Annotated in this window: 26 protein-coding genes and 1 other annotated feature; all 26 genes read right to left on the minus strand. The window is 43.7% G+C overall.

The genetic code is table 11. From position 1 onward, the window contains the following. Positions 1-12 precede the first annotated feature (12 nt). Positions 13-1,038 (minus strand): tRNA preQ1(34) S-adenosylmethionine ribosyltransferase-isomerase QueA, encoded by a 1,026-nt coding sequence (gene queA, locus ACJA3J_RS14800; protein WP_089652643.1) that lies wholly within the window; start codon positions 1,036-1,038, stop codon positions 13-15. Between the two features lie 29 nt (positions 1,039-1,067). Continuing rightward, a complete protein-coding gene (locus ACJA3J_RS14805) occupies positions 1,068-1,265 on the minus strand; it encodes a DUF2905 domain-containing protein (RefSeq protein ID WP_089652644.1) in 198 nt (65 codons plus the stop codon). Beyond that, complete coding sequence (ruvB, locus tag ACJA3J_RS14810) at positions 1,262-2,263, minus strand: Holliday junction branch migration DNA helicase RuvB (protein WP_115893548.1); 1,002 nt, start codon at positions 2,261-2,263, stop codon at positions 1,262-1,264. The genes ACJA3J_RS14805 and ruvB overlap by 4 nt, the downstream gene beginning before the upstream one ends. Before the next feature lie 18 nt (positions 2,264-2,281). Continuing rightward, complete coding sequence (gene ruvA / locus ACJA3J_RS14815) at positions 2,282-2,899, minus strand: Holliday junction branch migration protein RuvA (RefSeq protein WP_089652645.1); 618 nt, start codon at positions 2,897-2,899, stop codon at positions 2,282-2,284. A 140-nt stretch (positions 2,900-3,039) separates the two neighbouring features. Next, positions 3,040-3,609: a BofC C-terminal domain-containing protein gene (locus ACJA3J_RS14820; RefSeq protein WP_089652646.1), complete on the minus strand. Its 570-nt coding sequence runs from the start codon at positions 3,607-3,609 to the stop codon at positions 3,040-3,042. 80 nt (positions 3,610-3,689) lie between these two features. Continuing rightward, positions 3,690-4,442 (minus strand): YebC/PmpR family DNA-binding transcriptional regulator, encoded by a 753-nt coding sequence (locus ACJA3J_RS14825; protein ID WP_089652647.1) that lies wholly within the window; start codon positions 4,440-4,442, stop codon positions 3,690-3,692. A gap of 697 nt (positions 4,443-5,139) precedes the next feature. Then, complete coding sequence (locus ACJA3J_RS14830) at positions 5,140-5,691, minus strand: YhcN/YlaJ family sporulation lipoprotein (RefSeq protein ID WP_089652648.1); 552 nt, start codon at positions 5,689-5,691, stop codon at positions 5,140-5,142. A 70-nt stretch (positions 5,692-5,761) separates the two neighbouring features. Next, positions 5,762-6,499, minus strand: a complete 738-nt coding sequence (gene nadE / locus ACJA3J_RS14835; RefSeq protein ID WP_406944454.1) for an NAD(+) synthase — start codon at positions 6,497-6,499, stop codon at positions 5,762-5,764. Between the two features lie 35 nt (positions 6,500-6,534). Then, positions 6,535-7,494 (minus strand): phosphotransferase, encoded by a 960-nt coding sequence (locus tag ACJA3J_RS14840; protein ID WP_406944455.1) that lies wholly within the window; start codon positions 7,492-7,494, stop codon positions 6,535-6,537. Further along, positions 7,484-8,563 (minus strand): SafA/ExsA family spore coat assembly protein, encoded by a 1,080-nt coding sequence (safA, locus tag ACJA3J_RS14845; protein ID WP_406944456.1) that lies wholly within the window; start codon positions 8,561-8,563, stop codon positions 7,484-7,486. Before safA ends, ACJA3J_RS14840 begins: the two co-directional genes overlap by 11 nt. 177 nt (positions 8,564-8,740) lie before the next feature. Further along, positions 8,741-9,607 (minus strand): prephenate dehydratase, encoded by an 867-nt coding sequence (gene pheA / locus ACJA3J_RS14850; RefSeq protein WP_406944457.1) that lies wholly within the window; start codon positions 9,605-9,607, stop codon positions 8,741-8,743. A 14-nt stretch (positions 9,608-9,621) separates the two neighbouring features. Further along, positions 9,622-10,071: an ACT domain-containing protein gene (locus tag ACJA3J_RS14855; RefSeq protein WP_089652653.1), complete on the minus strand. Its 450-nt coding sequence runs from the start codon at positions 10,069-10,071 to the stop codon at positions 9,622-9,624. A gap of 14 nt (positions 10,072-10,085) precedes the next feature. Further along, positions 10,086-11,369, minus strand: a complete 1,284-nt coding sequence (obgE, locus tag ACJA3J_RS14860) for a GTPase ObgE (RefSeq protein WP_406944458.1) — start codon at positions 11,367-11,369, stop codon at positions 10,086-10,088. A gap of 14 nt (positions 11,370-11,383) precedes the next feature. Next, positions 11,384-11,899 carry a Spo0B domain-containing protein gene (locus tag ACJA3J_RS14865; RefSeq protein WP_089652655.1) on the minus strand — a complete coding sequence of 172 codons (516 nt, stop codon included), beginning with the start codon at positions 11,897-11,899 and terminating at the stop codon, positions 11,384-11,386. Between the two features lie 282 nt (positions 11,900-12,181). Then, positions 12,182-12,472: a 50S ribosomal protein L27 gene (gene rpmA / locus ACJA3J_RS14870; RefSeq protein WP_035509352.1), complete on the minus strand. Its 291-nt coding sequence runs from the start codon at positions 12,470-12,472 to the stop codon at positions 12,182-12,184. 14 nt (positions 12,473-12,486) lie between these two features. Further along, a complete protein-coding gene (locus tag ACJA3J_RS14875; protein ID WP_089652656.1) occupies positions 12,487-12,816 on the minus strand; it encodes a ribosomal-processing cysteine protease Prp in 330 nt (109 codons plus the stop codon). Between the two features lie 12 nt (positions 12,817-12,828). Beyond that, positions 12,829-13,137 (minus strand): 50S ribosomal protein L21, encoded by a 309-nt coding sequence (gene rplU / locus ACJA3J_RS14880; protein ID WP_089652657.1) that lies wholly within the window; start codon positions 13,135-13,137, stop codon positions 12,829-12,831. Positions 13,138-13,150: 13 nt separating this feature from the next. Beyond that, positions 13,151-13,223: a sequence feature (ribosomal protein L21 leader region), on the minus strand. 36 nt (positions 13,224-13,259) lie between these two features. After that, on the minus strand, positions 13,260-14,687 hold the full coding sequence (locus ACJA3J_RS14885; protein WP_406944459.1) for a ribonuclease E/G: 1,428 nt from the start codon (positions 14,685-14,687) through the stop codon (positions 13,260-13,262). An 11-nt stretch (positions 14,688-14,698) separates the two neighbouring features. Next, positions 14,699-15,556 carry a site-2 protease family protein gene (locus ACJA3J_RS14890; protein ID WP_406944460.1) on the minus strand — a complete coding sequence of 286 codons (858 nt, stop codon included), beginning with the start codon at positions 15,554-15,556 and terminating at the stop codon, positions 14,699-14,701. Further along, a complete protein-coding gene (locus ACJA3J_RS14895; RefSeq protein WP_406944461.1) occupies positions 15,543-16,310 on the minus strand; it encodes a peptidoglycan DD-metalloendopeptidase family protein in 768 nt (255 codons plus the stop codon). The genes ACJA3J_RS14890 and ACJA3J_RS14895 overlap by 14 nt, the downstream gene beginning before the upstream one ends. 107 nt (positions 16,311-16,417) lie before the next feature. Beyond that, entirely contained in the window at positions 16,418-17,215 is a 798-nt protein-coding gene (gene minD, locus ACJA3J_RS14900; protein ID WP_406944462.1) for a septum site-determining protein MinD, read from the minus strand. Next, the gene (minC, locus tag ACJA3J_RS14905; RefSeq protein WP_406944463.1) at positions 17,208-17,894 is read right to left on the minus strand and encodes a septum site-determining protein MinC; all 687 of its coding nucleotides are present in this window, start codon (positions 17,892-17,894) and stop codon (positions 17,208-17,210) included. Before minC ends, minD begins: the two co-directional genes overlap by 8 nt. A gap of 38 nt (positions 17,895-17,932) precedes the next feature. Next, positions 17,933-18,460, minus strand: coding sequence for a rod shape-determining protein MreD (gene mreD, locus ACJA3J_RS14910; RefSeq protein ID WP_089652663.1), 528 nt, complete (start codon positions 18,458-18,460; stop codon positions 17,933-17,935). Next, positions 18,457-19,338 (minus strand): rod shape-determining protein MreC, encoded by an 882-nt coding sequence (mreC, locus tag ACJA3J_RS14915; RefSeq protein ID WP_089652664.1) that lies wholly within the window; start codon positions 19,336-19,338, stop codon positions 18,457-18,459. The genes mreD and mreC overlap by 4 nt, the downstream gene beginning before the upstream one ends. An 11-nt stretch (positions 19,339-19,349) precedes the next feature. Further along, positions 19,350-20,390 carry a rod shape-determining protein gene (locus ACJA3J_RS14920; protein WP_089652665.1) on the minus strand — a complete coding sequence of 347 codons (1,041 nt, stop codon included), beginning with the start codon at positions 20,388-20,390 and terminating at the stop codon, positions 19,350-19,352. A gap of 327 nt (positions 20,391-20,717) precedes the next feature. Next, positions 20,718-21,671: a hypothetical protein gene (locus tag ACJA3J_RS14925; protein WP_406944464.1), complete on the minus strand. Its 954-nt coding sequence runs from the start codon at positions 21,669-21,671 to the stop codon at positions 20,718-20,720. Between the last annotated feature and the right edge of the window lie 58 nt (positions 21,672-21,729).

Genomic DNA, 21,729 nt, shown 5'->3' on the forward strand with positions numbered 1-21,729 from the left:
TGATCCTTAAGATCATTTTATGAACATCGCATCTCCAAAACTAAAGAAACGATACCTTTCCTCTACCGCCTGTCTATAGGCTTCCAAAATAAAATCGCGTCCAGCAAATGCGCTTACCAGCATAATTAGTGTGGACTTCGGCAAATGAAAGTTTGTAATTAAACCATCGATGGCTTTCAGCTTCTGAGGAGGATAAATGAAGATATCCGTCCAACCGCTCGCCTCTTTGAATGTCCCGTGATCACGGATGATCGTCTCGAGGGTTCTGGTGGAGGTCGTCCCAACCGATATGATTCTACCGCCTCTTTCTTTGACAGCATTCAGCTGGTCCGCTGTTTCTTCACTCAACTGATAGAACTCTGCATGCATATCATGTTCCTCAACTTGGTCCACACTGACGGGACGGAAGGTACCTAGCCCTACATGAAGCGTCAAATAAGCGAGTTCGATCCCATTTGACTGCAAATCCTTTAACAGTTCTTCTGTAAAGTGTAGTCCAGCGGTAGGAGCAGCTGCTGATCCTTCTTCTTTTGCATAAACGGTTTGATACCGGTCTCTATCCGACAACTGTTCTTTAATATACGGAGGCAAAGGCATCTCACCTAGAGATTCCAATACTTCAAGGAAAATTCCATCGTAACTAAATTTGACCTTGCGCCCTCCATGCTCCTGCAATTCCGTACATTCGGCTACAAGCTTTCCTTCTCCGAAAACAATCTTCGTCCCGACTTTCACCTTTTTTGCAGGCTTAACAAGAACGTCCCATTCATCGTCTTCGGTCTGGTGAAGAAGCAGGACTTCCACTTTCCCACCGGTCCCCTCTTTGGCACCGTAAAGCCGGGCAGGTAAAACCTTCGTGTCATTCAATACAAGGCAGTCGCCTTTTTCTAAGTAATCGGTGATTTGAGAAAAATGTCGATGTTCGATGGTTTGTTCATTACGGTCACAAACCATGAGCCGGGAAGCTGTCCGATCTTCTAATGGAACTTGAGCAATCAGCTCCTCCGGTAAATCAAAATCGTATTGCTTAATATCCATGTGAATCCCCTATTCTTATGTTTAATCGGTCAAAATTTTCTTATGAAATAGAAAATCAACGAAAGGACAATGCTCACGATAATGGAGGTCATAATGGGAAAATAGAACGTGACGTTCCCTTTTTTAAAGCTGAGATCGCCTGGTAATTTTCCAAATATACTCCATAGTATACCGATCAATATGAACACAATCCCTATTACAATAAAGATTTTACCAAAGCCCGTCAAGAGCCAGGCACCTCCCTGTTGAAGTGAGCGTAGGCTTTAGGTGTGACCACCCGGCCTCTTGGCGTCCGTTGAATATAGCCGATTTGCAATAAGAAAGGCTCATAAACATCTTCGATGGTCTGAGGCTCCTCTCCAATCGTTGCGGCTATCGTATCCAAGCCTACGGGTCCTCCCTGGAAGCTGTCCATGATCCCTTTCAGCAATTTGTGGTCGATAAAATCAAGACCTTCTGCATCTACTTGAAGCATTTCCAGCGCTTCCTGTGTCGTTTCCTTGCTAATGACGGTCTCCCCTTTTACCTGAGCAATATCGCGGACACGCTTCAACAAGCGGTTGGCAATCCTTGGTGTACCCCTAGAACGACGTGCGACTTCGACAGCTGCCGCGCTATCGATTTCTACAGAAAAGATTTCTGCTGTCCGTTCTACAATCGAACAAAGCGCTTTTGTATCGTAATATTCCAAGCGGCTGTGCACCCCGAAGCGATCCCTGAGAGGTGCGGAAAGCAACCCGGCTCGAGTCGTGGCACCGACCAGCGTGAAAGGCGGAAGATCAAGTCTTACAGAACGCGCGCTCGGCCCTGTACCTACGACAATATCAAGACAGAAATCCTCCATTGCAGGATAGAGGACTTCTTCTACAGAACGGGGGAGGCGATGGATTTCATCAATGAACAGGACATCCCCTGGTTCCAATGAAGACAGAATCGCTGCTAAATCCCCGGCTCTCTCAATTGCTGGACCAGCCGTCGTTCGAAACTGGACGCCCATCTCATTAGCAATAATGGAGGCAAGTGTTGTTTTACCTAAACCAGGAGGCCCATATAACAGCGCATGATCAAGCGGCTCGTTTCGCATTCTTGCCGCTTCAATGAAAATGCTTAGATTATTTTTCACTTGATCCTGGCCAATATACTGCTTCAGAGTTTCTGGTCGTAAACTAAGCTCAATCTCCTGATCGGTATCCTGTTGTTCTCCAGATATCATACGATCTTCCAACATTCATCCCTCCTCACCTTAAGATTTCATAAGTAGTTGCAGCCCTTGTCTGACATAATCATCCACGCTGCCATGTTTGGCTTTTTCAAGTTCTGTACGGACAAACTTCACTTCTTTTTCTGTATAACCTAAAGCTTTTAATGCTTCAATCGCGTCGTCCACTACTGCCCTTTTCTCTTTCGAGGTCAAATCTTCCTTATAGAAAAGGGTATCCTCATTATCTTCATCAGGAAGCCAGACAATCAATTTCCCTTTCAAATCAAGGATCATCTGACGAGCCGTCTTCTTACCGACTCCTGGAAATTTCGTTAAGTATTTATCGTCTTCTTGCTCAATGGCCGATACGAATTCAGGTACGCTGACTGTTCCAAGTATCGCAAGAGCTCCTTTTGGTCCAATCCCGGAAACGTTTAGTAATTGAGCGAATAGTTGTTTGTCTTCTCTTTTCTTAAAACCGTAAAGCGATTGATTATCTTCTCTTATATAGTGGTACGTATGTACTTTCACTTCATTGTTCATCGCATCTTGAAAATGATATGGATTCGCGCATAGCACTTCGTATCCTATGCCGCCTGTTTCTATAGTGATCGACCCTTCATCGAGTGTCGTCAATTGCCCTTTCACGTAACTAATCATTGTAAAATTCCCTCTCTACCCTTTATTGCTATCCTTCCTATTGTAACATACAAGCACATGTTCGCCCATGCTTAAAAGCCGTAGCTCCCCTTAGAAACGGCACAAAACAGCCACAACAATTTGCGGCTGTTTCACGTCTGTTATATTTCTTCTTGTTTGGAAAATTGACGGACGACTTGCTCAAAGTGACGATGATCCTTGATTTTGATGCCCTGTTTCAACTCATTCTCTCTTTTTGTTTCCAACGGCTTAATGGGTACAGGTTTAAAAGACTCTATGACCTTCCCTTGATTAGGAAGGCCTTGAAAGACAGCTAACTCCCCACCCTCTGTCAACCCAAAATACCCCGTCTGTTTTGTCAAAGGAGAGATATCATCGACTTCCCTTTGAAAAACCACTCTGTCCAAATGCTGTTCTTCCACCATCCATCCCTCATAGGAGGCCCAAAAGTCCATCATTGACCAAATGGTTTCTTCTTTCTTCGTCGTTTCTGTCACACCATCTATATAATGCTCTTTCAAAATAACCGTCAGTTTCAAAGGTTCAGGCTTCACCAATGTTTCCACTGATTCTGTTTGCTTCTCCTTACCCTGAATGACTCTTTGAGGCGTGTTATCTTGAAAGGTTTTCGGTGGAGTTTGGCCGATCAACGACCAACTCAATACGGCAACGCCTATAGTTAACCCAACAATCAAGGCCCATCGTTTCATGACAGGATCCCCCCTAAATAAAAATAACTTCTGTTTCTATTGTGTCCAGAAACAGAAGTTATTATCATAGCAACGGGAGATCACGATAATTTTTCTAGAATCGCTTCATCTGCATCGAGGTTGTGATAGACTTCTTGCACATCATCGTTATCCTCGAGCATATCGATCAGCTTCAACATTTTTTCTACGCCTTCTTCACCAAGTTCCGTATAGGTTTCAGGGATCATCGTCACTTCGCTTGTGGTAAACGCATATCCACTAGACTCCAGGGCCTGTTTTACATCAGAAAAAGATTCAGGATCTGTATAAATCTCAAATTGTTCTTCTGTTGTTTCCATTTCTTCTCCACCGGCTTCAATGACTTCAAGCATCAATTCTTCTTCATCGGCCTCTGTTGTTTGCCGGTCGATGACGAGATAACCTGAGCGGTTGAACATGAAAGAAACGCAACCATTTTCTCCTAAATTGCCATCATTTTTATTGAAAGCGTGTCTGACGTCTGCAGCCGTACGGTTTTTATTGTCCGTCAATACTTTAACCATGACCGCTACTCCGCCAGGACCATACCCTTCATACGTATATTCTTCATAATTGACACCCTCAAGATCGCCGGTCGCTTTCTTAATAGCGCGATCGATGTTATCTTTCGGCATATTGTTTGATCTTGCTTTATCTACAGCTATACGAAGCGCAGGATTGGTTTCTTGATCCCCGCCTCCTTGTTTCGCCGCCATGAAAATCTCACGAGCAAGCTTCATGAAGAGTTTTCCGCGTTTCGCATCTTGAGCACCTTTTCGATGCTTGATATTACTCCATTTTGAATGGCCAGCCATTGGACATTCTCCTCTCCCAAACAAATCTTTATCATTCTTTGTATTTTTCGTAAGTATACTTACGCATATGACTCTATCCTTAAATATATCACAATCCCTATTCTTCTTTAAAGCAACACCTTTTCTTATTCCCCGGTACTGTTCCAACTCATTGTAAGTATTAAATAACCTCCCTTTAGTGGAAGACTTAGTTTCGAGATAGTCGGGGTTCTTCTACCATATTTGGAGGCAGGGGTGGTTGGGAAGCTACTCGTCTAGCTCGATCGCCCACGGGCTTCCCAACCACCCCATTTTGATGTATGCGTGAAACGAAACCCTATACCAAGATGGGCTGTCTCCCTTCCAATCAGAAGCAGTTATAAAACGCTCTATATCAAGCTTTCACATCCAGAATAGAGGCCATGGACATATATATTTCCACTTTCGCTGTGAGTAGGAGCAAATGATTCCAGAAGCTGTTTCGAGACACTTATTTGACTAGGGGCGGAGGGGAATGGAGAGACTCCTGTGGGAAAAAAGTGCTTGGTGAGACCCCACAGGACGCAGTCCGAGGAGGCTCACCGCGCTCCCGCGGAAAGCGAACCATTCCCCGCAGCCCCCATCCACTCAACAAAAGTCTCGAAACTGAGTCTTCAAGAATCCCGTCATATACTTTACTAACTAATCATCCACTTCACTCTTTACAGACAAAGAAAGCTTATTGATTGAAGAAATTGCGCATGCGTTCTCTGATATTTTTAGGAGCTTCGGATGTATCTTCGCGTGAATTGAAGTTTTTCATTTGGTCCCAGCTACTATTGTTCGTGTAGACGATCAAGTCTTTATCTGTCACTTGCTTTACCTTGGCTTCTATTTTTCCCGGTATCGTCTCATCTCTCATATCATACGGGTTAATCATGACAGCTACATACACTTTATCATCGGTCGAATAAGCTTGAGTCATTGTAATCTCCTTCAATTCATTCACCTTTTCCACGACAGCCATTGCATCTTCATTATTGAAGTCATTGTCATGAGAACGATTGGTTTCACCATACTTCGCATTTCTGAACTCTTCTTCAGCTGTCCGTTTAAAGTAACTGTCTTTTCCTGTAGGAATTTGCCCACGGCGTTCAATCGCTCCATCTTGAGCGTAACCAAGAGGTTGATAAGGGGAAGATTCTTCTTCCTTCGGTTCTGCGGTTTCATCCGCCTGACAAGCAAACATGATTATCGAGGTCAACATAAGAATACTAACGATTTTCCACATAAAAACATTCTCCTTTTACCCTTACTATGGGTCCAAGAAGAATGTTTTAGTCTGTCAATATTCGCCAAGCTTACTCTGGAGGTGCAGGAGGCAGTTGACGCTTGTGTGCGGAACGCTTGTGCATCGCTTCGATGATGTTACGATCTTCTTCAGGAATTTCTTCACCCTTCAAGTGACGATCGATCATGTCATAACTCGTGCCCATTTCGTTCTCATCTGTCTGCCCTTCCCACAGTCCTGCGCTTGGTTGTTTATGGATGACTTCGTCAGGCACACCTAAATATTCAGCCATTTCTCGAACTTCGCCTTTGGTCAGGTTTGCGAGTGGGACGAGATCAACGCCTCCATCTCCGAACTTCGTGAAGTAACCCGTATACCATTCTGCTGCATTGTCTGTACCGACAACTAAGTATTTATGGTTGGTGGCTATTGTATACAGAGTACTCATTCGTAACCGGGCTCTTAAATTAGCATCGGCTAACTTTTCTTGTTCTTCATTCAGAGAGCCAGCAGCGTTCAATTGCTGCTTGATCGTTGAAAACAAGACGTTATGTGTCTCCGTCAAATCAACCGTCATAACCGGCAATTCGCATGCTTCCACAACACTTTTCGCATGGATTTGATCATCGGACTGACTTTTACAAGGCATAATAACTCCCAGAGATCGGTCAGGGAATGCTTTTTTAATTAGATTGGCAACGACAGCGGAATCGATTCCACCACTGACGCCCACGACCAACCCTTCCACTTTTGCTTCTTTCACTTTTTCCTGAAGCCAGGACACGATTTTTTCAACTTTTTGTTCCACCGGATTGTTCATCCTTTCACACATATGATACCTAATCATAGCATATGCTCAGCATATCGGACAAACTTCTTCCGGTTCTCCCATGCCTTTTCTAATTTTCTCATGTGCCTGGTCACTGATGCTTCTTCCCTTAAACTTAACCGGTATCCATATAGCCATTCCCTCAAAAGGTCAGCGGGGACGAGGACGCCTTTCCACCAGATCTCTTTGTCAGTAACGTGAGGAAAATACGGCAGCAATGTAGATTTTCTAAGCTCCACATATGGTAAAAAGCGCTGAGCTAGTTGAATGTGATCATATAAACGAGGTCCTGTATGCAAAAGGTCAAAATCAATCATTTTTATATTCTTATCAGCATCGACAATGAAATTATGATGAGCCACATCTCCATGGAGCCATTCATGACGGTCCCAGGCCCTCTCCTCAACTTCCCCCCAGGGATGATCTGTAAAATCCTCCAGGCGCTTACTCATGCAAGCATGCAGTTCCTGAAACATTTCCCGCTTTCGTAACTCCGTGAATAAATCTTTCGTTTCTTCAAATTGTTCTAAACGCCTTTCCCATTTTACATATAAGGGATCCTTCGGAATCGACAACACTCCAATTCCTTTGGTGGTTCGGTGAAAATGATGGAGGATCCGGACCGCTTGTTTTCGATCCTTATGCCGGCTGAAGTCTGCATGCCTTCCTTCCACGCGTTCAAATAATGCCCAATCACAACCAAGTTTGCTGATGGTAAATACTCGGTCATAGAAAGGATACGGCCTTGCAGCTATTTTATAGGCATAATTCCAGTGATTGAAAAACTCTACTTGTTTTTCAATCACATGAAATCTGCGATATCCCTTCAAAATAAAAGGCAGCCCTTCATACTTTACTTTATATACCTTCGGTTTGATGGTCTGTTCAAATTCAATCGGAAGCTTTTCCTCCGTTTGCATCCATTGAAAAAGGCGATCCGTGTATGAATCGCCCATTCGATGTTCAGCTTTCATCTACATCATCTTCCCTCCAAGGCTGCTGATATCCTTGGCCCATCTGCTGGGGATCCCACTGTCCCATTTGTTGTGGGTTCGGTTGACCCCAACCTTGCTGTGGCTGACCCCACCCCATGTGGGGAGGCTGCTGTTGTCCATAACCCATCGGATGCTGCATGCCCCCATAAGGTGCTTGCTCCCATGGTTGCTGAGCACCATAAGGAGGCTGCCCCCATGGTCCCATCATCGGTCCATATGGTTGCGGTCCCTGTCCTCCTCCGCATCCACAGTCCCCACCTGCTTGCACGCCTTGGACCATATCATCGCTTGATTCGTCCCCCATCATGGGCTGTTGCATCGGCATAGGCTGGTGGTGCATAGGCATGTGCATCGGCATCATAACAGGATAAGGTGGGCAGCAATAAAAGTCTGTATGAACCAACTGTGGTTGCATTGGTTGCTGCATCGCCTGCGGTTGCATTGGCTGTTGCATGGGTTGCTGCATGGGCTGCTGCATGGGCTGCATGGGTTGATAATAAGGTTGCTCGGGCATAGAAGTTTGTTCCGGAGATTTCATCCCCTTCACTTCTTCCATCTTTTCACCTTTTACATCTTCTTTTAGAGCCTCTTTAGGCGATTCTTCTTTAGGCTGTGGCATCGGCATTTGCGGAAGGTGGAAAGTTGTATAATAATTTTGCATCTGCTGATCAATACTCGGCATGGTAATCGGCATATTCATGTTGATAGGCTGCATCGGCTTCATCGGTTTTTCCATCACACCTTTAGGTGCAGGCTTCTTCTCATCTTCTTTAATCTTCGGAATTGGCTTTGGTGTTGTATCTTTATATGGTGGTTGAGAAGGCATTTCCTTCTTAGGTGCTGGTGCTTGTTGTTTAGGGGCCTCTTTCTTAGGAGCCTCTTTTTTCACTTGCTTTGTACCTTGAGGGACTTTGATTTTCATACCCGGCATAATCATATCAGGATTGGAAAGCTGGGTATTCATGGATTTCAACTGTTCAAAGTCGACCCCATATTTCTTGGCAATGTTCCAGAGTGTATCTCCTTTTTGTACAATGTGAATTCTCACATCTGCAACTCCCTTCCTGTAATTCTGTAAAAACAATAAGGCAATAATAGCTTCATAACACTCTATGCAACACAAGCCAAAACATTGATGAAAAAGCCTATAATAATTTGATAAAAAATATAAACAAACCCCAGAATCCCTATTAACAAAGGGATTCTGGGGTTATGAGGATCAAGCTTATTTCACAGGGCTCGGGACATCAACCTGGTAACTCGGATACGTTCCGAGCACCTTCAACTGACAGCCCAACGCTTCAAGTTCTGCCTGCACGCCAGGAAAAAGCACGTGATCATATGGTTGATCGACATCTATCAAGAAAAAGTAGTTACCAAGACCAGTCTTCAGTGGCCTTGATTCAATTTTCGATAAGTTCATTTTTCTCCATGCAAAGGCTGCGAGCACTTGATGCAAGGCTCCGACATAATCCTTTGGCAATGTAACCATGACCGTCGTTTTGTGCTTCGTTACAGGATGATCTTTCACTTTCAAAGTGGTCGGGACCTTCTGGACGACCGCAAACCGGGTATGATTATTATCATAATCATGGATATCCGTATCCATAAATCTCAGCCCATTTTGCTCTGCCGCTAAATGATTGGCAATCGCAGCGACACCTGGACCTTCACTTGCTACAACTTCAGCCGCTTTCCCTGTCGAAGCTGTGTATTCAACTTCAGCATTTGGATACTGGGTGTGCAAATACTGGTGACACTGAGCAATGGCATGGCTGTGAGAATAAACTTTTTTAATTTCCCCTTCATGATCCGGATGGACGAGGAGGTGTTGTTTGATTGGGACCGTAAGCTCTGCAATAATCGATTGGTTAACGTGATGGACGAGATAATCGACCGTCAAGTGCACAGAACCTTCGATCGCATTTTCAATCGGGACAACGGCCGTACTGATTTCCCCTGCCTCCACGGCATCCAGACAGGCAGGAATATTCTCGTATCCGACGAACTCTCCACCTTCAAACAAAGCATCCACTGCCATTTTTGTAAATGTACCCTTTGGTCCTAAATATCCAATCCGTTGTTCCGTCATGATTTCCCCTCCAATTAAGCTCCCGTACTTAAGATCTCTACACGATCTACAAAATCTAACTTGTGCAGTTGCTGCAACAATTTTTCTATGCTGTCTTCCATTCCGGAAGTATTCAAAGAGAGCGTCACATTCGCTTTACCCTGAAGAGGAATTGTCTGATGAATGGTCAAAACATTACAACCCGATTGAGCAACCGTCATTAACAAATTCGACAACGTTCCTTTTCGGTCTTCAAGGTGGAAGAACAATGTAATCATTTGCTCTTTGACCATTGCCTGAAAAGGAAAAACAGCATCTCTATATTTATAAAAAGCACTACGGGATAAGCCCACTTGCTGCACAGCCTCAAAAATGGACTCCACTTTCCCCCGCTCCAATAATTCTTTCGCCTCGATGGTCTTCATCATAGCTTCAGGAAGAATGTCGCTACGGACTAAATAAAATTTTTCATTATAATCCGCCATGAAAAAACTCCCCTTTAATCGACAAACTCAAATTCATAATCCATCAATCTCACCGTGTCGCCATCTTTCGCTCCGCGTTTTCTGAGCGCTTCATCCACACCCATACTCCGCATCTGACGAGCAAAACGGTTGATGGATTGGTCATGGGAGAAGTCCGTTCTTTTGAACAGTGATTCAATCTTCTCCCCATATAAGACGTAGGCACCGTCGTCATCACGCGTAATCTTAAATGGCGCTTCTTCTTTTTCAAATTTGTAAATGACTCGCTCATCCACTTCTTCGACCTGTTCTTCCTGTTTCGGAATTTGATCCAATTTATCTGCTACGGCATACAACAATTCATCCAGCCCGTCCCGTGTTACTGTAGAGATGGAATAGATTGGAATGTCCTCATTGCCAAGCTGCTCCTTGAACCGTTCTAAATTTTCTTTTGAATCAGGAATATCCATTTTATTCGCTACAATGATTTGAGGACGATTTTCTAACCGTTGATCATACGATGATAATTCATTATTAATCGTTACATAATCCTCATATGGATCGCGGCCTTCCATTCCAGACATATCAATGACATGAAGCAGCAAACGCGTCCGCTCGACATGTCTTAGGAATTGATGTCCGAGACCGACTCCTTCATGTGCTCCTTCGATAAGCCCGGGAAGGTCGGCCATTACGAAACTACGATGGTCCTGACTTTCTACCACTCCAAGGTTTGGAGAAAGAGTGGTGAAGTGATAATCCGCAATCTTCGGCTTTGCAGCGGTTACGACCGATAAGAATGTCGATTTACCGACACTTGGAAAACCGACTAATCCGACATCTGCCAACAGTTTTAACTCGACCACAACGTCAAGTTCTTCCCCTGGTTCCCCATTTTCAGCAATTTCAGGAGCGGGATTCCTAGCCGTAGCAAAACGAGCATTCCCACGTCCTCCACGACCACCTTTAGCAATGACCGCTCTTTGTTTATGGTCCGTCAAATCAGCGATAACTTTATCTGTTCCCGCTTCTTTCACTGTCGTCCCAGGAGGAACACTGATAACCAGTGGATCAGCGTTCTTCCCATGCTGCTTCTGGTTCATCCCATTTTCACCTTTAGCCGCTTTAAAGTGGTGTTGATACCTGAAGTCCATCAATGTGTTGAGACCTTCATCGACTTCGAAAATGACATCTCCGCCATTTCCGCCATCACCACCAGCAGGTCCACCTCTTGGTACAAATTTTTCACGACGGTAAGCCACAAGGCCATTCCCACCGTCTCCACCTTTTACAAATACTTTCACCTGATCGACAAACATGTCTATTCACCTCTTCATTCTATTGTCATTTCAATAGAAAGTTCTTTACTGTCAAAAATCGTTGAAATAAATCCTTCTTCACTGAGCCGCTCTTTCAAACGTTCCGGCTCATGAAATAGACCTTCCCATTCCCAGCTCAACCCAAGCGTATCCTGACCACCTACATAGATGGTACATGTACCTTCATAAAGTTCTTCATTTCCAATATGTCCATCCATGATTTCAATCATCCGTTTACCATAAGCCAACAATGTATGATCATGACGGGATAAATCAACTTCTCCCCTTATGAAATACCGCAGTCGGTAGGTCTTATGTACCCAATTAAAAGATAGCAGCCATAAAGGAAATTGGAGAGCATCACTGTTCAATAATTTCCGTTCTTCTTCTGCCTCTTCTTTAATCTCTTCCATTTGTGAGAGCAGGCGATCCTGCTTTCCCAGGGTAGCGTATCCTTGTAGCAATTGAATTTGATTCATCCAGTCATGACGCTTATGTCTGAGCAGCGCAATGATTTCTTTTTCTTCCATCCTTTCAGCTCCCTCGTTCAACCCATAATAATAAAAAGTATAGCAAAAATTCAAGCAAACAAAAAACCAAAATGTATAGGTCCGTTACTTTTGTGCAGGTGAATGGAGGTCAATGTGAATCCATGGATCATCAATAGGTTTGAAGAGACTAGAGAACCTCTCCATCTCATAGTAAAAAATCCTTTTTCACGCGTGCTGATTAAAAAAATGGAGTTGAAGATATAAAAAAGCCGCGCTTATGCGAAAAGCAAAGCGCGGCTTTTTTGCTGATGGACTATTCGCTTACGCTTCCTGTGCTACAGGATAAACGCTGACTTTTTTACGGTTACGTCCGTAACGTTCGAATTTAACAACACCGTCCACTTTCGCGAACAATGTGTCGTCTCCACCACGGCCAACGTTCGCACCAGGGTACACCTTTGTCCCGCGTTGGCGGTAAAGGATGGAACCAGCTGTTGCTTGTTGTCCGTCTGCACGTTTAGCTCCAAGACGTTTGGACTCAGAGTCACGACCGTTTTTTGTACTACCTACACCCTTCTTCTGGGCGAAAAACTGCAAATCAAGACGTAGCATGAGTCTTCACCTCCTTATCGTTGGGATATTTTCATATATTGATCGTATTCTTGTTCAATCGTTTCCAAGGACACCTGCATGCCTTCCAATAAGGTTTGAGCTTTTGCATGAATGAATTCATCCAAATTTTCAGGAAGTGTGATTTTCAAATAACCACCTTCACCACCTTGTTCGACATCAGGTTCGAATCCACAAAGACTGATAACAGCATTGACAGCACCGAACGAAACAGCCGATACGGCTGCGCAGACGAGATCATGACCATAAGGGCCACTCTCCGCATGTCCGGATATTTCAAAACCTGTAATTTCTCCTTGTGAGCGAAACATCGATACTTGTATCATCCGATACGAACCTTACGCGTTGATTTCTTCAACGACAAGTTTCGTGTATGGCTGACGATGACCTTGTTTGCGCTTGTAGTTCTTTTTAGGCTTGTATTTGAAGACAGTCAATTTCTTCTGAAGGCCTTGTTTTTCAACTTTAGCTGTTACAGAAGCACCATCAACGAATGGAGCACCAACTTTCGTGTTATCTCCACCTACGAAAAGAACTTTGTCAAAAGTGATAGACTCACCAGCTTCTACGTCCATTTTTTCAACATAGATCTCCTGGCCTTTTTCTACTTTTACCTGCTTACCACCAGTTTCAATAATTGCGTACATACTTGCACCTCCTCAATATACTCAGACTCGCCATTCAGGTACCGGAAATCGGTTTTAAAACCTGTTCTGTGCGGTTGTAGCAACGGAGTGCTACTAGAATAACAAAACAATGTTACCACAGATCAAAACAAGTTGTCAACATGATATCCGCGACGCTGAACAGCTTCCCGGATCATGTCTAAAGACCCTTCAAGCTCTATTTGATAGCCAGAGATGTCAGCATCCTGCCTAACAAACAGCTCCTGTGGAATTTTACTAGAAATCGGCTCAGAAAGCAATCGTTTTTTGCAATCCATAAACGCCGGGTGCACAGCAATAATCAGGGCCTCCGCTTCTCTCCTTTGAAGAAGCTCTCTCTCTAAACGATAAACAGCCGTCTCATCCGTAAAATTCACTTCCTTCGGGTTGGTTAATAAAGAAGGGAGGCTGGCACTTTCCCTTTTCCTCGTCAGTTCTAAAAGCCCTAACCTAGTCATGCCGAACACGTTTGTCTTCGTAGGATCCTCTTTCACCAGCTTCCTCATTTCTGAGACGAGCTGCTTCTCTTTGTTCTCATTTTTCATTGAAATGAAATCAATTAGAATAATGCCAGATAAATTTCTTAAACGAATCTGCTTTTGAATTTCTTTTGCAGCTAGCATATTGACATCAAGGGCCTGGGAGTTTGAAAAGGACCTCCCTTTGACTTTATGACTGTTAACATCGATCACTGTCATCGCTTCCGTTTCTTCAATGACTAAGCTCACACCATTATTCATCTCAACAAGAGGCTGGATGATTTGTTCCTGAAGACGGGAAAAGGAAACAGGCAGTTTTCCTTCTACATCACTTTCCCAGCGGATGCGTTTTCCTAAAGAAGGAAACTTTTCTTTTAAACGCCTAGACGTGTTCGCATCATCGATGAGCACTTCTTGAATTGTAGTCGCTGGAAATTTACGAATGAATGCATCTGGAATGCTCGGTTCACTCCATAAGCTGCAGGGTTGATTGATTTCTTTCTGTTCCATCGTTTTCCATTCATCCCGAAGCCCTCTCAACTCTTCTCTAACGGTGTCGGGAGCGACGTCTCCAGCTGCCGTCCGTATGATACAGCCTTCAGAACTTTCGAATTCCTTCTCCAACCACGATTCCAGCTCAGCTTTTTTCTCGACCTCCAGCTTTCGCGAAATAGATAGTTTCCCTTGAGCAAAAGGCTGATAGACCGTATACAACCCAGGTAAATTCACGTTAGCGGTCAATGGAGCACCTTTATTTCCCACAGGTTCCTTAATCGCTTGTACAATAACCCTCTGCCCTATATTCAATGCTGTAGATAATTTCCCTTCACACCAGGGGACCATTTCCTTTCGTAGAAAACCTGACCGCTCCTGTCCGATGTCAATAAAGGCTGCATCCAAACCTTGATCCACCCGCTCTACTTTCCCTAAAAAAATAGAGCCCGTAAGCTTTTCAGCACCGGGCCGGTCGATAACATATTCATGGATTTCCCCATTTTCAATGACCACTCCCGATTTTTCAGCTGCCTTTGTATGTAATACTATTTTCCTCATGTCATCCCTCATTATATAGCGGTTTCAGCAATGTCCCTTACTTTTAAATGCGGCTTCTTTTGTTCAAAAAAAGCCCGGAGACACTCTTGTTCATCTACTATATAGAAAGGATTCGTATGTTTCAATACATACTTATGGCGCCTGTTGGAGTGGATGTTCTTCAGCACATCACGGACGAGCGTTTCTTGATGAACGTTTACGTACTTGGTTTTCAAGGTTTCCCTGTTCTGATACGTGCAATAAAGAAGGTAACGCATCATCGTGTATGTCTTCCGTTTCCATTCGAGGACGTTTTCAATTAGTAAAAAGGCGGTCAGTAGGATGGCAGCTAATGTCCAGCGGCCTTCCGTAAACATCCAGAATCCCGCGATTGTCATGAATAGAAGCGATAAACTAAGAGCTACAGCCAAACTCACCCTGAATGCAAAGAAACGGTTCAATAAATAAAAGAGTAGCTTCCCACCATCTAACGGCCAAACGGGGAGCATGTTAAAGAGAAAAATAACCCCATTATAAAAAAAGGCGGCATCTAATAATGGGTGAACGCCTATCATGGATTGAATGGATAGAAGCAGGACAAAGATCCACAAATGCTGGAAAGGACCCGCTATGACCACAAGCATCTGCTCTCGGAAGGGCCGGGTGTTGTGTTCTTCACTCACAACAGCCCCTCCGAACAACCAGATTTCCATTTTTTCCACACGCCAGTCAAACCGTTTTGCCATAAGGAAATGGCCCAGCTCATGAACAATGACAATAGAAAACAAAACGATAAATTCATAGATTGCTCCTGTCAACAGAGCGGAAAGAGCGAGCAAAAAGAAGAGGGGGTGGATATGGATATAGTCGTGAAATTTAAGGACCTTCATTCACTTTGATCACCTGTACTGGATCTAGAAATGTATTGTCTTTTTCAATGGCGAAGAAAAATTCCGCCGCCTGCCCCTCTTCCGCTTTCACGGATCCCAAATCCTTTTGCGATTGCACGTGTTCATATAAATGGACATCGATGGATGATAAATATCCGTACGTCGTTTTCGTTCCATCTTCATGCTGTAAGACAACGGTCTTCCCTGATTCCGCATCATTGCCGGCAAAAATGACGGTACCTTCGCGCACCGCTTTTACTTGAGATCCATTTTCCGTCGTTAAAATGATTCCCTTCCCGTCATTTTGGAATGGAGTGGTTACGGTTCCATTCACAGGCATCGCGAGAGCTTCTTGATCCGTTTCATCCTCCGGCTGGATGACCTGAAGAGGATCACCGAAACGGTCGCTGTACCAAGCGGTTACTTTGGCAAAAGGGAATTCTTCCTGCATTTGGCTGACCGCCCAATCACCTGGTGCTTTAACAATAGCCAGGTCTGTATTTTTTCCTAAAGCTACGACGGCAAACAATAAAACAGCGAATAACACTTGCATGCCTAAGCGACTCGTAGCACTTGACTGTTCTTCCTTTTTCACCGGTTTATGACCATAGCCATTAACCAGCGGTGGGTATCCATGCATTTCTTCATCTTGGGGAGGAGAGAAGACTCCAGGCGGGCTTGTCCCCTGACGATGCATTTTCCTCTTTTTACGATCAGCTATATTCTTCCGTACATCACGAATGTTCTTCTTCACAACCAAACCCCTCTCTACTCTTTTTCTATCAGTCTATGGGACAAGGAGGTGGTTTATTAATTTAAAATAAAAAAACCTGCCACAGACTGTGACAGGTGAAACGATCGTTATGTGCGCATGCCGAAGAATTTCTTCACTTTTGCGAGAACGCCCCGCTCTTCATCGAGTTTCATAAGAGGTACCGTTTCCCCAAGGATTCTTCTTGCAATGTTTCTATAAGCGAGAGAAGCTTTTGAATTCGGCTTCATGGCCACAGGCTCCCCACTATTGGATGCTTTGATGACCGCATCATCATCAATGACGATGCCCAATAGATCAATAGACAGGACATTGACGATTTCATCAACATCCAGCATGTCCCCGTTTTTCATCATATGATTCCGGATACGGTTGATCACCAGTTTCGGAGATTCCATTTCTTCCTGCTCCAACAGACCAATGATACGGTCCGCGTCACGCACGCTTGATTTCTCAGGAGTCGTGACGACAATCGCCTTGTCCGCACCTGCGACCGCATTTTTATACCCTTGCTCAATCCCTGCAGGACAATCGATGACGATATAATCGTACTCTTGTTTCAATTCCTCAACAATGGCTTTGACCGCTTCCGGGGTCACTTCCGATTTGTCCGATGTCTGGGCCGCTGGGAGCAAATGCAGGCAGTCAAAACGCTTATCCGTAATTAAGGCCTGTTTCGTCTTACAACGCTCGTTTACGACATCGACAATGTCATAGATGATGCGGTTTTCAAGCCCCATCACGACATCCAAATTTCTGAGACCGATATCAGTATCAACGAGACACACCTTTTTCTTCTGCAAGGCCAAAGCGGTCCCCAGGTTCGCAGTAGTTGTCGTTTTTCCGACCCCTCCCTTTCCAGAGGTAATGACTATCGCTTCACCCATTGATCATTCTCCTTTCAAAACTAACCAGATCCGGTCTCTTTTTTACAACCTCTTGAATTCGATCGATCCGAATTTTTTGGATAGACTCATCAATGAATCCACATTCCATATAGACACCCTCCGATTCATAATCCGGAGAGCGGCTTAACTGATCAGCGATTCTAAGTTGGCTTGGTTGCATGTAGGAGGATGCAATCACTGCATTCGTATCCCCTTCGAATCCTGCATGCGCAATCCCGCGCAAACTTCCCATGACAAAAATGTTGCCTGTGGCTTTGATTTGTCCTCCAGGGTTCACATCACCAATCAAAAGCAGATCCCCCTTGACTTCAACTAACTGCCCGGAACGGACGGTTTTAGCTAAAGGGGTGATTTCCGTATTCTCTTTCCACTCAAGAGCTTCCTTTTTCGTCAAAACATCCGACTCGATTTTTTCAACGACGAGCTTCTGTTTTTCCCGGACAACCTCTGTGAGCTTTTCTTTTTGTTCTTCATTCAAATACCTGTTGCCAAGCTTAATCGTCACACGGATCATCGGATGTTCGTCTGTCAATCCGTTCATTGACAATTGGTTTTGTAATTCTTTTAAAAGGGATGAGAAGGAACATTGATCATCCAAATGCAATGTCAGACCGTCCCTTGTACCTTTAATCATCACCTTTTGCACATTAGCAGCCATAGGCTCTTTCACCTCAAACCTCAAACATTTCCACCAGATTAGATATTGCTCACTTCTTCTCCCCAGGCATAGACTTTTTCCTTCACGAGTGGATATAGAATGATGAAGAAAATCATATTCGCTGCCAGCGTTGGCAGCAACCTCAATAGAGCGTAATCTCCCCAAGTCATGGATGTAATTTGTACGAATGAATAAATGATATACAGCATCGTATCAGCCAAAGCCACACCGACGACAGCCAATAAGGATGCCGCAAAAAAATTGGCATGCAGCCATTTGTTTAAACCATGCACGGTATATATGATCAGGGTATATGTAATCATATATACCCCAAGCACACCTGTGTAGATCACATCAATTAATAAGCCGAAAGCAAGACCATACCAGACAGCATTGTACGTATCGTCCTTGTCATAGAAAATGGCAATAATCAAAAGGAATATCAATATCCAATGGGGGGTCATAAGCAAATCAGAGTATACAAGATTAGCCGGCAGCATACTCATGGCCATTCCCTGCATGATCAAGAAAAACAAACATAAGAGCGCAATGAAATATCGACTCATGATGCTTCTTCCTCCTGTTCAGCTCCCGTATCCACCGTTTCTGCTGTACGATCGACGACCATCACATGATTGATATCAAACAAATCGGCAAACGGTTCTACATAGGCGGTTTGTGTCAGCCCAAACTGATCATTGACAACTTCTTCAACCGTTCCGATTCTCAAGTTGCTCGGGAAAACCCCTCCCAACCCAGATGAGATCACAGTGTCTCCTGGCTTAAGCTCTTCATCCAATTTGATTTCTTCTAGTAATAGGCGTCCGGTTTCATCATCATAGCCTTCAATCAGACCGAAGGCTTCATCCTGATCCTCCCGAACGACCCAGGCAGAAATTTTATTTGAACGATCAAACCCACTTAATAATTGAACCGTGGAATGAAAAGCACCAACAGACTTAATTTTCCCGATTAGACCGTCACTTGTCATGACGGCCATATCTTTTTCAACGCCGTGCTCTTCCCCTTTATTGATGGTCATCTGCTCAAACCAACGGTCTGAACTTCTTGCAATGACCGTTGCCTGCACAGGAGAATAATCACTTAAACTATCTGACTTATCCAAAGTTTGCTGAAGCTCACCAATTTCACTACGAAGTCTTTGATTTTCCTGTATGACCCCCTTGTATTCAGAGAGCCTCGCTTTCAATACTTCGTTCTGTTCATAAACACCAAACATATCTTGAATATTTTCAATGGTATTGTCCACAAGACTGACCGGTTTATGGAAGATGGTCTGCATCCAACCGACCGAATCCTGGAGAAACTTCTCGGGTGTGCTTAACGAATCACGGTCACGGATTGAAAAGCCGATTAATGCTACGAGTACGATAAATCCTACTAATACAATCATCAGTCTTTTTCTACGAAATAACGAAGGCATAACGAGCTAAACTACTCCATTTTCGCCCGGCTTGCTACATTCGGTTGAGAACGGAAATGATGGATATACTCCAAAGACTTCCCTGTTCCAACCGCGACACAATCCAGGGGATTGTCGGCAATAAATACGGGCATGTTCGTTTCTTCACTGATGACTGTATCGATGTTCCTTAGCAAGGCGCCTCCCCCGGTAAGGACAATCCCGCGCTCCATGATATCCGCCGCTAATTCTGGAGGTGTTTTTTCTAATGTATTTTTGACCGTTTCTATAATTGAATCAATCGTATCTTTCATAGCACTTACAATTTCGTCGCTTTGAATCGTAATGGTTTTCGGCAGACCGCTGAGCAAATCCCGTCCCCTAATATCCATTTCGTCAACTTCAGAGACGTCTCCTGCTCCACCCAATTCCATCTTCACTTCTTCAGCCGTACGTTCACCAATCATCAAGTTGTACTTTTTGCGTACATGCTGAATGATATTGTCATCCATCTCGTCTCCTGCGATGCGGATAGACTGGCTTGTAACGATTCCACCAAGAGAGATGATGGCAACTTCTGTCGTGCCACCACCAATATCAACGACCATGCTTCCGGTTGGTTCCCATACTGGAAGGCCTGCACCGATGGCAGCCGCAAATGGCTCCGCGATCGGATAAGCTTCTTTGGCTCCCGCCTGTTTTGTTGCATCAATGACCGCACGCTCTTCAACCATCGTAATGCCAGAGGGTACACAAACCATGACATTTGGTTTACTTGCAAAAGAGGAACGCGTTTTTAACGCCTTTTTTATATAATATTTCATCATTTGAGCAGTCGTATCATAATCGGCAATCACGCCATCCTTCATCGGTCGGATAACATTTATGTAACCTGGCGTTCGCCCGATCATGTTCCGCGCATCATTTCCGACAGCTTCAATGTCACCGGTTTGTGTATTTTTGGCAACAACCGAAGGCTCTCGAACAATGACTCCTTTACCTTTCAAAAAGACAAGTGTATTTGCAGTGCCCAAATCAATTCCTAAATCTTGAGAGAATCCAAAAATCCCCAATAATATCTTCCTTTCTAAAACCCGCTTTCCTATCAACGGGGGTTAGGCATCTATATAGAATCATGATTAGAAGAAGCGCCTATTTATAAGGAAGTCCTATAAATGGCGCTTTTTCTTTTTCATCTATTCAATTATACGAAAAATCCACAAAAATAGATAGTGTTACAAATATCATATGTTCAACTTTTTGGAGCGTCGTAGGGTTTTGTTTAACGTCTAATTGATAATCTATCACTAAATTAGACGAACATATTTTCGTGTTGCTTCGAAATTCATTTGGTTTTTGTGAGGTATATGTGAGATTTTTTACATCTGGGAGTAATAACTTCAAGGCCTTAAACGGTAAGCATCATCAATGTACTGTGCAATATCGTCTACAGTTTGTAGTTTTTCCAAGTCTATATAAGCTTCATTAGGATATTTCTTATCCTCATATTGTCCGCGCTTCTTTCCAAAGCCCTTCTCTACAAATTCCTTGTGATAATCTAAACCAATAGCTTGAGACTTACTCGAGAAATATAAAATTAAGCACCTTCTATCAGCACTGGTGGCCACTTTTGCAAAATAACCACGTGCATTCCTCTTTTTAAAGGCTATACCTCCTCTTACGCCATGGAGATCAACCAATTGACCATTGTACTGTTCCCTTATGTAATGAATTACTTCTCGAGTTATTTCACGTGCGTCTTGTGGCAATAGACTTATGAAATAGCTCTCATCGCTCTTTCCATCGTACATGCCCTCTTGTTTGTCATAATCTTCAGATTGATTTGTATTATACCGATAAAAATCAAACTCTTGTCCATCTAACTTTGACGTCCACCTGTAACCAGAAACCTCCGGCAACAAATCACAATGATCTCCCCAATTTAAAATGTGGATGTTTTGCAGCTTAATATCAGGAATTGTGTACAAACTTTTTGAGTTATGTGCTGGCTTATGAACATAGATTAAAAGTCTCTCTGCCAAATCTATCTCAGAGGACCACTCTTCTTCTTTGGGTGTTTTAACACCAATAAATCTACCTGCAAAAACCCTTATGGAACTAGCATCGTTTTCATATTCCCACCCCTCTTGAAGTACTCTCTTTCCAATTGTCTGCATATCAGCTTTTCCTATATATAATAGTACACTCCCACCATATAAAGGGTGTCTACCGTAAACCTGATAAATTCCATAATCAGTTTCATTATTATGTAGTGCCTTTTCATTCTTCAATGTTGTCAATGAATATGGCCCTTCCCATTCAACCTCAATAACCCTTCTGTTCTCTATGTGCAAGTCATATACCTCCATCCGAATGTTTCTATTTTAATCGAAGTAATATATAAGACGTCAT

It is taken from the genome of Halobacillus sp. SY10 (genome assembly GCF_045401165.1).
GTDB classification, from domain to species: Bacteria; Bacillota; Bacilli; order Bacillales; family Halobacillaceae; genus Halobacillus; species Halobacillus aidingensis.

Bases quoted from the DNA above. Each gene is read 5' to 3' on its own strand.
- ACJA3J_RS14830 (WP_089652648.1), bottom strand. From the start codon at position 5,691: ATGTGGAAAATCGTTAGTATTCTTATGTTGACCTCGATAATCATGTTT.
- rpmA (WP_035509352.1), bottom strand. From the start codon at position 12,472: ATGCTACGTCTTGATTTGCAGTTTTTCGCCCAGAAGAAGGGTGTAGGT.
- minD (WP_406944462.1), bottom strand. From the start codon at position 17,215: ATGGGTGAAGCGATAGTCATTACCTCTGGAAAGGGAGGGGTCGGAAAA.
- ACJA3J_RS14840 (WP_406944455.1), bottom strand. From the start codon at position 7,494: ATGAAAGCTGAACATCGAATGGGCGATTCATACACGGATCGCCTTTTT.
- queA (WP_089652643.1), bottom strand. From the start codon at position 1,038: ATGGATATTAAGCAATACGATTTTGATTTACCGGAGGAGCTGATTGCT.
- obgE (WP_406944458.1), bottom strand. From the start codon at position 11,369: ATGTTTGTCGATCAGGTGAAAGTATTTGTAAAAGGTGGAGACGGTGGG.
- mreD (WP_089652663.1), bottom strand. From the start codon at position 18,460: ATGAGTCGATATTTCATTGCGCTCTTATGTTTGTTTTTCTTGATCATG.
- ACJA3J_RS14875 (WP_089652656.1), bottom strand. From the start codon at position 12,816: ATGATACAAGTATCGATGTTTCGCTCACAAGGAGAAATTACAGGTTTT.
- ACJA3J_RS14885 (WP_406944459.1), bottom strand. From the start codon at position 14,687: ATGAGGAAAATAGTATTACATACAAAGGCAGCTGAAAAATCGGGAGTG.
- ACJA3J_RS14890 (WP_406944460.1), bottom strand. From the start codon at position 15,556: ATGAAGGTCCTTAAATTTCACGACTATATCCATATCCACCCCCTCTTC.
- mreC (WP_089652664.1), bottom strand. From the start codon at position 19,338: ATGCCTTCGTTATTTCGTAGAAAAAGACTGATGATTGTATTAGTAGGA.
- ACJA3J_RS14865 (WP_089652655.1), bottom strand. From the start codon at position 11,899: ATGGAAGAAAAAGAAATCATTGCGCTGCTCAGACATAAGCGTCATGAC.
- pheA (WP_406944457.1), bottom strand. From the start codon at position 9,607: ATGACGGAACAACGGATTGGATATTTAGGACCAAAGGGTACATTTACA.
- ACJA3J_RS14855 (WP_089652653.1), bottom strand. From the start codon at position 10,071: ATGGCGGATTATAATGAAAAATTTTATTTAGTCCGTAGCGACATTCTT.
- minC (WP_406944463.1), bottom strand. From the start codon at position 17,894: ATGGCTGCTAATGTGCAAAAGGTGATGATTAAAGGTACAAGGGACGGT.
- rplU (WP_089652657.1), bottom strand. From the start codon at position 13,137: ATGTACGCAATTATTGAAACTGGTGGTAAGCAGGTAAAAGTAGAAAAA.
- ACJA3J_RS14825 (WP_089652647.1), bottom strand. From the start codon at position 4,442: ATGGCTGGCCATTCAAAATGGAGTAATATCAAGCATCGAAAAGGTGCT.
- ACJA3J_RS14820 (WP_089652646.1), bottom strand. From the start codon at position 3,609: ATGAAACGATGGGCCTTGATTGTTGGGTTAACTATAGGCGTTGCCGTA.
- ruvA (WP_089652645.1), bottom strand. From the start codon at position 2,899: ATGATTAGTTACGTGAAAGGGCAATTGACGACACTCGATGAAGGGTCG.